Source organism: Variovorax sp. Root411 (assembly GCF_001425205.1).
Lineage (GTDB): Bacteria > Pseudomonadota > Gammaproteobacteria > Burkholderiales > Burkholderiaceae_C > Variovorax.
Genome location: NZ_LMDW01000020.1, coordinates 88620 through 102288, shown reverse-complemented (window position 1 = coordinate 102288; position 13669 = coordinate 88620). Strand labels below are relative to the sequence as shown.

The following is a 13669-nucleotide window of genomic DNA, read 5'->3' as shown; positions in this document are numbered from 1 at the left end:
GTTGAACGACAAGAAAGAGGTGCCGGGCCGCGGCATGCGCCCGGCTTCGGGGCTAGTGGGGCCTGCCGGATTCGCGGTGCGCCGGGGGCGATGCCGCCGGACTGGCGCGCGCCAGCGTCCTGATTCGCGGCATCCGGAAACGCCAGCGGGGCGGGCGGGCCTCGGGATAGTCGAACCTCGCCAGTTCTTCCCGCCCCTTCCGGGTGACGGCAAGCACCTGGGCGGCGGACGGCGTGCCCGACAGCGCGACGGGGTCGGAGGGCGACGGTACCAGGGCCACGACAAGGCCCGCGGCCCGCAGCAGCCTGACCCCGTCGATGTCCTCGGCCCGGTAGAAGGACACGGGCAGGCGGGAAGCGGCAATTTGCCTCAGCAGGTTCATGGTCATTTCAAGCCTCCTTTTCGGTTTGACCAGGTTCCAACGGAAATCAACATAGGTTGGCGCGCGAGGATTTCAAGAGGGGAAATCGACCAGGCAATCTCCGGATTCGCGCGCCGGCGTTTTCGCCGATTCCTACATGGTGCGTCGCAGCGCGCTGACCCGTTGCGGCCCGGCTTGGCCTAGCTTTCGTCGCGTCAGCACAGCGGCCGGGGGATTCCGGCGTTGCAACCGACACCTGGCACCAAGCACCTTCGCGACAACCTTCAACTTCAGGAGATCCTCCATGACACGCCTCTCTTCGCTTCTGGCTACAGCAACCCTTGCGTTGGCCGGCTCGGCCTTTGCACAGGGCACTCCGCCCACCACAGCACCCGCAAACCCGGCGACCGCCGCCGGTCAGCAAAGCCCTGCGGGCGGCGCCATGGGCACGACGGGCACCACGCCCCAGCCCAGCACCGGTGCAACCACCTCTTCCCCGCCTCCGAGCAGCAGCACCGACACCAGCAGCATGGCTGCATCGAACAGCAACCCGCCCATGCGGTCGGCGCGCGCCGACCGCAACTAGGCAGTGGGACGCCCCGGCGCTCGACGCCTGACCGGCAGCCTGGCGCAAGACAGACCGCCGCCGCGCCCGGCCGCCGCATCGCGGGCCTTCTTCCTGTTGCTGGCCGCCGCGTGCGCGGCAATGGCGCTGCCTGCCTCCGCGGCAGGAAAGCCGGAGGCCGCCGCGCAGCAGGTGGCACTTGCAGCAGTGGCCTCCGGCGACAACCGCGCAGCCCCCTTCGGCGTCGTCGACAAGAGGAGCGCGCGGTTGTTCATGTTCGACAGCGACGGCCGCCTGCGCGCGTCGTCGCCCGTGCTCCTGGGCTCCGCGAAGGGCGACGATTCGGTCCCGGGCATCGGCACCCGCCCGATCAAGGACATACGGCCCGAGGAGCGAACCACGCCGGCGGGCCGCTTCGTCACCGAACCCGGCGTGAACGCATCGGGGGAAGACGTGGTCTGGATCGACTACGACGCTGCCGTCTCGATGCATCGCGTGCGCACGTCCAACAAGTCGGAGCGGCGACTGGAACGCCTCGCCTCGCCAAGCATCGAGGACAACCGGATCTCCTACGGGTGCATCAATGTGCCGGCACGCTTCTACAACGAGCAGGTGAAGCCGGTGCTCGGCAATCGGGCGGGGCTCGTGTACGTGCTTCCGGAAACGGCATCCACCGAACGGCGCTTCCCGTTCATGGACCCGAACGGAAAACCGTGAGCGCCGACCGCGCGGGATTGAACCCGTTGGGTTGAAGGTCTCCGCTCAACTCCATGAAGCCAGGGTCTTGCACACCTCGTCGTCGCTGGGCGGATCGAATACGCCATACCACGCACCCACGGCATGGAAGGGGTCGGGCATGCGCATGCAGACCACTTCGTCCGCGCGCGAGCCCGTGCGCTCGCGGCGGCTGCGGCTGGCAAACTCGCTCGCCTTCGCGGGGCGCGCCAGCGCCTGGCATGCCGTGGCTTCGCCAACGGGCACCGCCGCAACGACCCGGGCCGCACCGAGTGAACGCGCGGCGATGATGGCGGCGCGCATCGACAGGCCGGTTGCGAGGCCGTCGTCTACGAGGATGACGGTCATCCCGTTCAGGTCGCGAGCTGCTCTGCCGCCCCGGTAGGCGTGTTCGCGGCGCGCCAGTTCCTGCTGCTCGCGTTCAAGGACAAAAGAGAGATCCACCCCGGGTTCACCGGTCACGCGAACGCCGTTCGCGGCAATCGCCCCGGCCGCATATTCCTCATGGCCGGGAAAGCCCAGTTTGCGCACCACCATGACGTCGAGCGGGAGATGCAGGGCGCGCGCAACCTCTGCCCCGACCGGCACGCCGCCGCGCGGCAGCGCAAGAACGAGGGCATCGGGCGCATCGCGGTACTGGCCGAGCAACTCCGCGAGCTGGCGGCCTGCGTCGACGCGGTTCTGGAACATGGCGTTCACGCCGCGGGCTTCCACGTCGTTTTCATGGTTCGTTCCTTTCCGCAATGGAGACAGACCTCGGCGAGTTCAGGTTTCGACCTTCCGGCGAGTCTCGGCTGTGGGAGCGTTCAGGCAGCGAATGTAGGAACTGCAACCCTCGTCGTGCGACGCCGCGGCCCCTCAGATCGACATGAAACCGTCCGACAGACGAACGGCACCGGCAGCGCAGATTGATTGAAGTCCTCCCAAGTGAAAAGGAACCCCGCCATGATCCGCAAACTCGCTTCGGGCGAATACCGCCTGTATTCCCGCAAGATCGATCCCAAGACCGGCAAGCGTCGCAACCTGGGCACCTTCGCTTCGCAGGGGCAGGCCCGGCAGCACGAGCGCGAAGTGCAGTACTTCAAGCGCCAGCACTGAAGAACCAGATGCCGCGGCGGGAGCACGAGCGCGGGCCCTGTTGAGCCAGGCTCCCGCAATGACGGCTCAGGCTTGCCCGTTGCGCGGCGACCTCCTACAGCCGCGGCCCGCTGCGCTCCTTAAGTTGCCCTTCCCCTCGCCCGCAACCACCTCATGGAGCCCCGATGCCGAACCGAAACACGCCTTCCAGAACGCCCAAGGCCAGCGACGCCCAGCTCAACGGCACCAAGGCCGCATCCCGCAACACCGACAGCGGCCCCGCCCACCCGGGACCGGCCGCGGCGGACGACATTCCCTCGCAGCGAGCGGCCCAGGCCCAGGCGCTGGCCGCCGCCATGCCCTTCAACGAGAACAAGCCGCGCGAGCACGGCATGGACGGCGCAATGTCGCCGCCTCGCGGCGCGCAGGCCAAGCCCGCGTCGCGCCTGCCGTTGGCCAGCACGCCCAGCGAGAGCAGCACGTCGGCCAAGGTCGGCGGCGTGGCGCCCGAAGGAACGAACGCGACCATCGGTTCGCTGGACCGTGTGCGCATCGACTCGGCCGGACAGGTGCTGACGACCAACCAGGGCGTGTCGATCGCCGACAACCAGAACTCCCTGAAGGCCGGCCTGCGCGGCCCGGCGCTACTCGAAGACTTCATCCTGCGCGAGAAGATCACGCACTTCGACCACGAGCGCATTCCGGAGCGCATCGTGCATGCGCGCGGCTCCGGCGCGCATGGCTTCTTCGAGTGCTACGAGCCCCTCGCCAAGTACACCAAGGCGGCCCCCTTCAAGGAGGCCGGAAAGATCACGCCGGTGTTCGTGCGCTTCTCGACCGTGGCCGGCGAGCGCGGCTCCAAGGACACGGCGCGCGACGTGCGCGGCTTCGCCGTCAAGTTCTATACCGACGAGGGCAACTGGGACCTCGTGGGCAACAACATGCCCGTGTTCTTCATACAGGACGCCATCAAGTTTCCGGACCTCGTTCACGCGGTCAAGCCAGAGCCCCATCACCAGATGCCGCAAGCCGCGTCGGCGCACGACACCTTCTGGGACTTCGTGGGCCTGATGCCCGAATCGACGCACATGCTCATGTGGCAGATGAGCGACCGCGCCATTCCGCGCAGCTATCGCATGATGCAGGGCTTCGGCGTGCACACCTTCCGCCTGGTCAACGACGCGGGCGAGTCGGTCTTCGTGAAGTTCCACTGGCAGCCGAAGCTGGGCACGCACTCGCTCGTGTGGGACGAGGCGGTGAAGATCTCTGGCGCGGACCCCGACTTTCACCGCCGCGACCTGTGGGAGGCGATCGATGCGGGCGAGTACCCCGAGTGGGAACTGGGCCTGCAGATCTTCACCGAGGAGCAGGCCGCGGGCTTCAGCTTCGACGTGCTCGACGCCACGAAGATCGTGCCGGAGGAGTTGGTTCCGGTGCAGGTCGTGGGGCGGATGGTGCTGAACCGCAACCCCGACAACTTCTTTGCGGAAACCGAGCAGGCCGCCTTCTGCGCCGCGCACATCGTGCCGGGTATCGACTTCACCAACGACCCGCTGCTGGCCGGGCGCATCCACTCGTACGTGGACACGCAGATCTCGCGCCTGGGCGGGCCGAACTTCCACGAGCTGCCCATCAACGCACCGATCGCGCAGGTCCACAACAACCAGCGCGACGGCATGCACCGGCAGGCGATCCACCGCGGCCGCACGGCCTACGAGCCCAACTCGCTCGGCGGCGGCTGCCCGTTCCAGGCCGGCGCCGCGCAAGGGTTCCAGAGCGTCGCGCGCCGCATCGATGTGCAGGCGTCGAGCGACAAGGTGCGCGGCAAGCCCGAGAAGTTCGCGGACCACTACACGCAGGCGAGGCTCTTCTACGAGAGCCAGACGCCGGTGGAGCAGGCCCACATCGCCGCGGCATTCCGCTTCGAGCTCTCCAAGGTGACGGTGCCCGCGGTTCGCGAACGCGTGGTCGCGGGCCTGGTGAACGCATCGGCCGACCTCGCGAGCAAGGTCGCGAAGGGCCTGGGCATGAAGATGCCGGCGCCGCTGCCGCTCGCGCTGCAGACACCGGCGGCGCCCGAAGTCGAGGCGTCGCCCGCCTTGTCGCTGATGGCGCGGCCCGGCGACGGCGGCATTCGCTCGCGCAAGATCGCGATCCTCGTGGCCGATGGCGTGGAGGCGGGCTCCGTAGTCGCGCTGCAGGCGGCCCTTCTCCAGGCCGGCGCCGTGCCGCGGCTGGTGGCGCCGCGGCTCGGAAGCGTCAAGGCCGGCGGTGCGGCCATGCTGGAGCCCGACGCCTCCATGGAGAACTCGCCCGGCTTCCTGTTCGACGCGCTGGTGCTGCCCGACGGCGAGGCGGCCGCGCAGGCGCTGGCCGCGGACGGCCACACGATGGAATTCATCAAGGACCAGTACCGGCACTGCAAGACCATTCTTGCGCTCGGCGCGTCGCAGGCCCTGCTGAGCGAGGCGGGCATTCCGCTGACGCTGCCCGATGGCTCCGAAGACCCCGGCCTGCTGCTGGCGGACGCCGCCCATGCGAAGGCCGTGGCGGTCGATTTCATCGCCGCGGTCGGCAAGCACCGCCACCCGGTGCGCGACAGCGATCCGCCGCGGGTTTGAGGAAGGACCGGCAGGACGGGCGCCGTGGCGGGCCCGCAGCTCACAGCATGAATGAATCCCGGGTGCGCGCGGCGGGGCCTGCCTCGCTCGCGCTGCTTTCATCGTCGGCGGTGGCGATCCGCAGGCGCGCGCGTTCGTGCCGGTGGATGAGATCGCCGCACCGTTCGCGGTCCGCCGCATCGGCGATGGGTTCCTCGCCGCAGTCGATCAGGAACTGCGACTCGTCGAAGCTCAGGCCGTGAAGAATCTCCTGGTCCCGTGAATTGACGGCGAGCAGGTTCTCGCTCGAGAGCTGCGCGCGCCGCTGCGTCGAAATCCGAAGTGTCTTCATGTCGTCTCCTGGTGATTTTCTCGCTGTTCATCCGAACCCGCATGCGAAACCAATCTAGTGCGCTCCCATCGCGCGGCCGTAGGAGGCATCGCAGTCCGCTGTAAGAAACCGAGTGCACTTTCGTACGACGGCGCGGCGGTCGGCATCGTCCTTTCGTCGGCCAGTGCCTACACGACGACAGCGCGCAGGCGCCACCGCGCAACCAGGCGCCCTTCCTAGGATTCGTCCCGATCCTCATCCGGTCGGAGACCCCCACATGAAATTCGAACATCGCACGGACGACGTGGGAGACGGCGTCGGACGCCTGACCCGCCGCGCCGCTTTCCAATCGGGCGCGGCCCTCCTCGGCGCCGGTGGCTGCCTCGCGACGGCCGATGCGCAAACCGGCTCCGCATCGACCGCCGCCCCGTCCGACCTGCCACCCCAGCGCATGCAGATGCAGTTCCAGATCAACGGGCAACTGCATCGGCTGGAAGTCGACACGCGCACCACCCTGCTCGACGCGCTGCGCGAAAACCTGCGCATGACGGGTTCCAAGAAAGGCTGCGACCACGGCCAGTGCGGCGCCTGCACGGTGCTCGTCGAAGGCCGGCGCACCAACGCATGCCTCACGCTGGCCGTGATGCACGACGGCCAGTCGGTCACGACCATCGAAGGCCTGGCGCAGGGCGAGACGCTGCATCCGCTGCAGCAGGCCTTTCTCGACCGCGACGGCTTCCAGTGCGGGTACTGCACGCCCGGACAGATCTGCTCGGCCGCTGGCATGCTGGCCGAGGCGAAGGCCGGCATGCCGAGCCACGTCACGCGCGACCTGGGTGCGCGCGTGGCGCTCACCGACGCGGAGATCCGCGAGCGCATGAGCGGCAACCTCTGCCGCTGCAGCGCATACCCCAACATCGTGGCGGCCATCAAGGACGTGTCGGGGCCGGAGTCGCGCCCATGAAAGCCTTCACCTATGAGCGGGCTGCGTCACCTGAAGCAGCGGCCTCGGCCGCCGCACGCCCCGGGGCGCGCATGATCGCGGGCGGCACCAACCTGCTCGACCTGATGAAGCTGCAGGTGGAGACGCCGGTGCACCTCGTCGACATCAACCGCCTGGGGCTGGACGCCATCGAGCCCACCACCGACGGCGGCCTGCGCATCGGCGCGATGGTGCGCAATGCCGACCTGGCCGCCGACGCGCGCGTGCGCAAGAACTATGCGGTGCTCAGCCGCGCGCTGCTGGCCGGGGCTTCGGGCCAGTTGCGCAACAAGGCCACCACCGGCGGCAACCTGCTGCAGCGCACGCGCTGCTATTACTTCTACGACACCGCCCGCCCCTGCAACAAGCGCCAGCCCGGCTCGGGCTGCTCCGCGCTGCAGGGCTACAACCGCATGCATGCGGTGATCGGGGCGAGCGACCAGTGCATTGCCACGCACCCGTCGGACATGGCGGTGGCCATGCGGGTGCTCGACGCGGCGGTGGAAACGGTGATGCCGGGCGGCACGCGCCGCGTGATTCCCATCGCCGACTTCCATCGCCTGCCCGGCAGCACGCCCCAGCTCGAAACCGACCTTCAGCCCGGCGAAATGATCACCGGCGTCACGCTGCCGCCGCCGGTGCCCGGCCAGCAGGTGTACCGCAAGGTGCGCGACCGGGCTTCGTACGCTTTTGCGCTGGTGTCGGTGGCGGCCATCGTCGATGCCGGCGGTGGGCGCATCCGCTCGGCGCGCATGGCTTTCGGCGGGCTGGCGCACAAGCCGTGGCGCGTGGAGGCGGCCGAGGCGCGGCTGGCGAACACCGTGCTCGACGAGGCGGCCATCGATGCCGCGGCCGACGGCGTGCTGGCCGGCGCGCGCGGGTACGGCCACAACGACTTCAAGCTGCCGCTGGTGCGCCGCACCCTGCAGGCCACGATCAACGAAGCCGCGCGCGCGGCCTGAAGGAACGCCACCATGGAAATGAACGCTCCCTCGGCGCGCAACCCCATCGACGACAACCGCACCGGCCTCATCGGCAAGCCCATCGACCGCGTCGACGGCCGCCTCAAGGTGACCGGCAAGGCGCCCTATGCCTACGAAGTGCAGGAGGCGCCGGGCAAGCCGGCCTACGGCTTCATCGTCGGGGCCACCATCGCGAAAGGCACGGTGGCCGACATCGATGCATCGGCCGCCGAGAAGGCGCCGGGCGTGCTGCTGGTCATGACCCACCGCAACGCGCCGAAGCAGGCGCCCTGGGGGCCTGTGGACGCCAAGGACCGCTTCGCGCGCTCGACGCCCCAGCTCGCGAGCAATGCCGTGCGCTACTACGGCGAAGCGGTGGCCTACGTGGTGGCCGAGAGCTTCGAGGCCGCGCGCTCGGCCGCCGCGCTGATCCGCATCCGCTACGAAGCGGCTCTTGGCGAGTACGACATGGCCGCGGCGCAAGGCAAGGCGGAGAAGCCGAAAGACGACGAAACACAGAAGGCCGACAGCCGCATCGGCGATTTCGACGCGGCCTTCGCCAATGCGCCGGTGCAGGTCGATGCGACCTACACCACGCCGCACCACATTCACGCCCAGATGGAGCCGCACGCCGCCCTCGCCTGGTGGAACGGCGACAGCGTGACGGTGCATTGCGCATCGCAGCTGCTGGAGAGCGCGCAGAACGCCGTGGCCAACACGCTGCAGATAGCGCCGTCGAAGGTGCGCATCGTGAGCCGCTACATCGGCGGCGGCTTCGGCGGCAAGTTGCCCGTGTACGGCGACGTGATGCTCTCCGCCATGGCCGCGCGGCAGCTGCGGCGCCCGGTGAAGACGGCGCTGACGCGCCAGCAGATGTTCCACTTCACCACGCACCGCAGCCAGACCGTGCAGCGGCTGCGCCTGGGCGCCACGCCCGACGGACGGCTCACCGCCATCGGGCACGACTCGCTCTCGCACAGCGCGCGCTTCGACGACTTCTACGAAACCGCCAGCACACAGACGCGCTCCCTCTACGCCGCGCCCAACCGGCTCACCACGCACCGCGTGGTCAGGCTCGACCTGCCGGTTTCCGACTCCACGCGCGCACCGGGCGAGGCAGTGGGCATGCTCGCGCTCGAACAGGCCATGGACGAACTGGCCGGCAAGCTGGGGCTCGACCCCATCGAGCTGCGCCGCCGCAACGAGCCGGCCATGGACCCGGAGAAGAACATCCCGTTCTCCTCCCGCCAGTTGCTGCGCTGCATGGACGAAGGCGCCGAGCGCTTCGGCTGGAACCGGCGCAGCGCCACGCCCGGCGCGGTGCGCGAAGGCCGCTGGCAGATCGGCCTGGGCATGGCCGCGGCCACCCGCAGCAACTACCTGATGGACGCGAGGTGCGCGGTGGCGCTCGACCGCCAGGGCGTGCTCACGGCGCGCATGTCGATGACCGACATCGGCACCGGCAGCTACACCGTCTTCACGCAGATCGCGGCGGAAATGCTCGGCCTGCCGCTGGAGCAGGTGCGCATCGAACTCGGCGACAGCGACTTCCCCGAAACGCCCGGCTCCGGCGGCTCGTGGGGCGCGGCCAGCGCGGGCTCGGCATTGTTCGACGCCTGCACCGCCTTGCGCGCGCAGATCGCACGCCGGCTCGGTGCGAAGCCCGACGAGGTGGTGTTCGCCGGCGGCCGCGTCACGGCGGGTGCGCGCTCCGAAACGCTGGGCGCGCTGGCCGGCACCATCGGCCTGCGGGCCGAGGGGCAGATCAGGAAGGGAGACATGGCGAAGAAGTTCTCGCAGCAGGCCTACGGCGCGCACTTCGCCGAAGTGGCGGTCGACGTGGACACCGGCGAGATCCGGCTGCGCCGCATGCTCGGCGTGTTCGCGGCCGGACGCATCCTGAACATGAAGACCGCCACCAGCCAGGCGACGGGCGCCATGATCTGGGGCGTGGGCTCGGCGCTGTTCGAGGACGCGGTGGTCGACCCCCGGTTCGGTGCCTTCGTGAACCACGACCTGGCCGAGTACCACGTGCCCTCGCATGCCGACATCCCGGCGGTCGAGGCCGTGTTCCTCGACGAGTTCGACGACAAGACCAATCCGCTGAAGATCAAGGGCGTGGGCGAGCTGGGCATCTGCGGCGCGGGCGCTGCGGTGGCGAACGCGGTCTACAACGCGACGGGCGTGCGCATCCGCGACTATCCGCTCACGCTCGACAAGGTAATCGGGCTTCAGCCGCACCAGGACTGAAGGGCGCCTCGTTGTTGCTCCTGCAGGTTCAGGTCCTGGCGGCGTAGATCTGGTCGAGCATCGAGGTCAGCCGCTCGAGGTCCACCGGCTTCGTCAGGTGCGCGAAGAACCCGGCTTCGAAGCTGGTGTCGCGGTCGCTCGGTTGCCCATAGCCCGTGATGGCGATCAGGGCGGGCGGATCGATCAGGTCGGCACGCAGGCGCTTGGCAACCTCATGGCCGTTCATGCCGGGCAATCCGATGTCCAGCAGCACCACGTCGGGCCGCTTCGCCTTGACTGCCTCGATCGCGGCGGCCCCCTCGTGCTCGACCAGGCAGGAGTAACCGAGCGATTCCAGCAGCAGTGCCAGGGTTTCCGCCGCATCGCGGTTGTCGTCCACCACGAGCACCAGCTTTTCGCCCTCGTCGCGCTCGGTGGCTCCCAGCATGTCGGGCGTGGGCGCAACGGGCAGGCGCACCAGGAACTCGCTGCCCTCCCCTGCGCGTCCGGAACTGAACACGCTGACGTAGCCGCCGTGGAGATTGGTCAGCTGCTGCACGAGGCTCAGGCCCAGCCCGAGCCCGCCGCGCGTGCGCGCCAGTTCGTTTTCGCCCTGCACGAAGAGCTCGAAGACCCTCTCGAGATCCTTGCGCGGAATTCCCGGACCATCGTCTTTCACGCTGATCTCAGCTTCCGAGCCGTTGGCGGGATTGGTGCCGAGGCGAATCGCGATCCGCCCGCCGTTGGGGGTGAACTTGGACGCGTTGTGAGCCAGGTTGCCGATGATCTGGATCAGCCGCGCCTTGTCGCCCGTGACCCACAGGTCGGCCCCGCTGACCTGCAGGTCCAGCGTCTGCGACTTCAACGCCATGCCCGGGCGTATGGCCTCCACGCCTTCGACGATCACGTCGCGAAGCCTCACCGGCTTGGCTTCCAGGTGGATGCGCCCGCTCGTGATTCGGCCCACGTCCAGCAGGTCGTCGATGAGCCGCGTCATCTGCCTGAGCTGGCGATCGATGATGCCGCGCGTCTTGTCGAGGATGGGCGACCCCGTCTCCTCGCGCTTGAGAAGCTCGAGCGCGTTGGAGATGGGCGCGAGCGGGTTGCGCAGCTCATGGCCCAGCATCGCAAGGAAGGTGGTCATGCGCCTCCCCTCGTCCTCGAGGGCGGTGATCCTGCGGCGCTCGGTGAGGTCGCGGGTGACCTTGGCAAACCCCTTGTGCTGTCCCGCGGCGTCGTAGATGGCCGTGATCACGACGCTGGCCCAGAAGCGGGTTCCATCCTTGCGCAAGCGCCAGCCTTCGTCTTCGAAGCGCCCCTCGCGCAGGGCGTTGGCCAGTTCCTCGGCGGGCCATCCGCGCGCGGCCACATCGGGCGGATAGAACTTCGAGAAGTGCTGGCCGATGATCTCGTGCGCCTTGTAGCCCTTGTTCTTCTCCGCGCCGAGATTCCAGCTGACCACGTGGCCGGCCGGGTCGAGCATGAAGATCGCATAGTCCTTCACGCCCTCGACGAGCAGGCGGAACCGCTCCTCGCTGGCGCGCAGCGCCTCTTCCTGCTTTCGCCGGTCGCTGTGATCGCGAATGGTCTTGGAATACCCGCGCGTGGCGCCGTTGGCGCCTGTCAGCCGGGTGATGACGATGTTGGCCCAGAAGCGCGAGCCGTCCTTGCGCACGCGCCAGCCCTCGTCCACGAAGCGCCCCAACTTGCCTGCCTGCGCCAGCTCCTCGTCGGGCAAGCCGCGGGAGAGCGTCTCCTGCGGATAGAACACCGAGAAATGGCGCCCCAGGATGTCGGCGTCGTCATAGCCGCTGAGCTGGCGCGCCCCGGCGTTCCAGCTCACGACGTTGCCATCCGGGTCCAGCAGGATGATGGCGTAGTCGATGAGGCTGTCGACCATCTGGCGATAGTCGGCATCGGCCAGGGAGGCGACGGACAATCTGTGCGGTTCGCTGTCTTTCATCGGTTTCAGCGGGCATGTCGGGCCCAGGCTCGTGAGTCTTGCAAGTGTGGGCCATTGCACGCGAACAGCCCGTGGGAAGATTCCTACTCCGCGACCGAGGCCGCAACATCCTCGGGTGGCTCGCGCGGCAACTCGTACAGGAAGAATGGCGGCACATCGGGGCGGCTGCGCTGCAGCAGCGGCTTGGCAACGTTGTAGACCGGCACGCCGTTGATGGTGCGCGCCTCGAGCGTGCCCCGATGCGCGTGGCCGTGGAACACCGCATCGATCGGGTAGCGCAGCAGCGGCTCCTCCAGCCGGCTGCTGCCCAGGAAGGGAAAGATTTCCACCGGCTCGCCCTGCACCGTGCCCACGATGGGCGCGTAGTGCAACAGCGCGATGCGGCGCCGTGTGCGCAGCTTGGCCAGCGCCGACTCCAGCTTCATCGCCTCGTTCAGCGCCTCCTGCACGAACAGCTTGATCGCCGGCTCGCCCCAGGCGCCCAGCGAGCCGCGCCCGAAGCCGCCGGCAAAGCCCTTCACGCCGGCGATGCCCACGCCCTCGATCTCGCAGGCCGAGCCATCGAGCACGCGGACGCCGGCATGCATCAGCGCCCCGGTCACCGCCTCGGGCGTGCCGGACTCGTAGTCATGGTTGCCCAGCACGGCGACGATGGGAATGTGGATCGCACCCAGCTCCTCGACAAGCACCCTGGCCTCTTCGGCCGTGCCGTAGTCGGTCAGGTCGCCGCACAGCAGCAGCGCATCGGCCTCGTCGGCGGCCTGGGCGAAGAGGCTGCGCAGCGTGCCGGCGGAGTCCTTCTGGACATGGATGTCGCCGACGGCGGCAAACCGGATGTGGGAGGACGATTTGGGGTTGGGCATGGCAGCGGGTTCGATGAAGGCGAGCGCCAGAATGTGCCGCGCCGCGCTTCACCGTCATCGGCCCCATCCCGTAGCGGCTGTAGGCGCTTGCCGACGTGCGATGGGGCCCTTTGCCCCGGGCCGCCGCCCGGGGGCCGTCCTAACTTGCACGCATGTCGCCCTTCACCGCGCTCGCACCTTCGCTGGAAGAAGAAGTCGACCCCCATGTGGCCGAGTTCTATCGGCAGACCCTGCGCGCCTTGAACGGTGCGGGCATTCCCTTCCTGGTGGGTGGCACCTTCTCGCATGCGTGCTACACGGGCATCCGCCGGTCGACCAAGGACCTGGACCTGTTCATTCACCGCGAGGACTGCGAGCGCATCGCGCAACTCATGCAGCGGCATGGCTGGCGCACCGAGTTGACCCATCCGCACTGGCTGGCCAAGGTGTACGACGGCAAGGAGTTCATCGACCTGATCTTCAACTCGGGCAACGGCGTGACGCCCGTGGACGAGCGCTGGTTTCGCGGCAACTGCCGCGCCGAGGTCCTGGGCGTGCCAGTGCTCATCGCCAATGCGGAGGACAACCTGCTGTCCAAGGCCTTCATCATGGAGCGCGAGCGCTACGACGGCGGCGACATCGCCCACCTGCTGGAGGCCAATGCGGAGCGGCTGGACTGGGCCAGCTTGCTGGAGCGCTTCGGCCCGCACTGGCGCGTGCTGCTGGCCCACCTCACGCTGTTCGGCTACATCTACCCCGGCCAGCGCCACCGCATTCCGGACTGGGTGCTTTCCCGGCTGATGGAGCGCATGGCCGATGAAATCCACGGGCCACCGGCAACGAACGGGAACGTGTGCGCCGGCACCTTGCTGTCGCGCGAGCAGTACCTCCACGACGTGGAGCGGCTGGGCTACGTGGACGGACGCCTCACCGCCGCGAGCAGCATGACGGCCGAGGACGTGGCGTTGTGGACGGCGGACATCCACGCCAGGAAGCCGCATTGCACCGCGGGCGGGCCGTAG

The 13669-nt window shown here is 68.6% G+C and carries 13 protein-coding genes; 7 read left to right on the top strand and 6 right to left on the bottom strand.

Annotated elements, in window-relative coordinates:
* Nucleotides 1–52 precede the first annotated feature (52 nt).
* The gene (locus tag ASC92_RS24965; RefSeq protein WP_056521153.1) at nt 53–388 is read right to left on the bottom strand and encodes a hypothetical protein; all 336 of its coding nucleotides are present in this window, start codon (nt 386–388) and stop codon (nt 53–55) included.
* A 390-nt stretch (nt 389–778) separates the two neighbouring features.
* Nucleotides 779–943: a hypothetical protein gene (locus ASC92_RS28760; protein WP_162245743.1), complete on the bottom strand. Its 165-nt coding sequence runs from the start codon at nt 941–943 to the stop codon at nt 779–781.
* A 7-nt stretch (nt 944–950) separates the two neighbouring features.
* Here ASC92_RS28760 and ASC92_RS24960 point away from each other — a divergent pair, with 7 nt between their 5' ends.
* Nucleotides 951–1643 (top strand): L,D-transpeptidase, encoded by a 693-nt coding sequence (locus ASC92_RS24960; protein ID WP_235506001.1) that lies wholly within the window; start codon nt 951–953, stop codon nt 1641–1643.
* A 45-nt stretch (nt 1644–1688) separates the two neighbouring features.
* On the opposite strand, the gene ASC92_RS24955 is transcribed toward ASC92_RS24960, so the two are convergent.
* Entirely contained in the window at nt 1689–2351 is a 663-nt protein-coding gene (locus ASC92_RS24955; RefSeq protein ID WP_056522116.1) for a phosphoribosyltransferase, read from the bottom strand.
* A gap of 255 nt (nt 2352–2606) precedes the next feature.
* On the opposite strand from ASC92_RS24955, the gene ASC92_RS29140 reads away from it, so the two are divergent.
* Together ASC92_RS29140 and ASC92_RS24950 are read left to right on the top strand one after the other, a co-directional pair.
* The gene (locus tag ASC92_RS29140; RefSeq protein ID WP_157609128.1) at nt 2607–2759 is read left to right on the top strand and encodes a hypothetical protein; all 153 of its coding nucleotides are present in this window, start codon (nt 2607–2609) and stop codon (nt 2757–2759) included.
* Nucleotides 2760–2923: 164 nt separating this feature from the next.
* Nucleotides 2924–5359, top strand: a complete 2436-nt coding sequence (locus ASC92_RS24950; RefSeq protein WP_056521151.1) for a catalase — start codon at nt 2924–2926, stop codon at nt 5357–5359.
* A gap of 40 nt (nt 5360–5399) precedes the next feature.
* Here the strand turns inward: ASC92_RS24950 and ASC92_RS24945 are convergent, their stop codons facing one another.
* Entirely contained in the window at nt 5400–5690 is a 291-nt protein-coding gene (locus ASC92_RS24945) for a hypothetical protein (protein ID WP_056521149.1), read from the bottom strand.
* A 256-nt stretch (nt 5691–5946) separates the two neighbouring features.
* Between ASC92_RS24945 and ASC92_RS24940 the strand changes: the two genes are divergently transcribed.
* The 3 genes from ASC92_RS24940 to ASC92_RS24930 are packed head-to-tail and all read left to right on the top strand — an operon-like array spanning nt 5947 to nt 9863.
* Nucleotides 5947–6633, top strand: a complete 687-nt coding sequence (locus ASC92_RS24940; RefSeq protein WP_082519710.1) for a 2Fe-2S iron-sulfur cluster-binding protein — start codon at nt 5947–5949, stop codon at nt 6631–6633.
* A complete protein-coding gene (locus tag ASC92_RS24935; RefSeq protein WP_056521146.1) occupies nt 6630–7613 on the top strand; it encodes an FAD binding domain-containing protein in 984 nt (327 codons plus the stop codon). The genes ASC92_RS24940 and ASC92_RS24935 overlap by 4 nt, the downstream gene beginning before the upstream one ends.
* A gap of 12 nt (nt 7614–7625) precedes the next feature.
* Nucleotides 7626–9863 carry a xanthine dehydrogenase family protein molybdopterin-binding subunit gene (locus tag ASC92_RS24930; protein WP_056521143.1) on the top strand — a complete coding sequence of 746 codons (2238 nt, stop codon included), beginning with the start codon at nt 7626–7628 and terminating at the stop codon, nt 9861–9863.
* A 28-nt stretch (nt 9864–9891) separates the two neighbouring features.
* On the opposite strand, the gene ASC92_RS24925 is transcribed toward ASC92_RS24930, so the two are convergent.
* Together ASC92_RS24925 and ASC92_RS24920 are read right to left on the bottom strand one after the other, a co-directional pair.
* The gene (locus tag ASC92_RS24925) at nt 9892–11805 is read right to left on the bottom strand and encodes a PAS domain S-box protein (protein WP_056521141.1); all 1914 of its coding nucleotides are present in this window, start codon (nt 11803–11805) and stop codon (nt 9892–9894) included.
* A gap of 83 nt (nt 11806–11888) precedes the next feature.
* Nucleotides 11889–12668, bottom strand: coding sequence for a metallophosphoesterase family protein (locus ASC92_RS24920; RefSeq protein ID WP_056521138.1), 780 nt, complete (start codon nt 12666–12668; stop codon nt 11889–11891).
* A 152-nt stretch (nt 12669–12820) separates the two neighbouring features.
* On the opposite strand from ASC92_RS24920, the gene ASC92_RS24915 reads away from it, so the two are divergent.
* The gene (locus ASC92_RS24915) at nt 12821–13669 is read left to right on the top strand and encodes a nucleotidyltransferase (RefSeq protein ID WP_056521134.1); all 849 of its coding nucleotides are present in this window, start codon (nt 12821–12823) and stop codon (nt 13667–13669) included.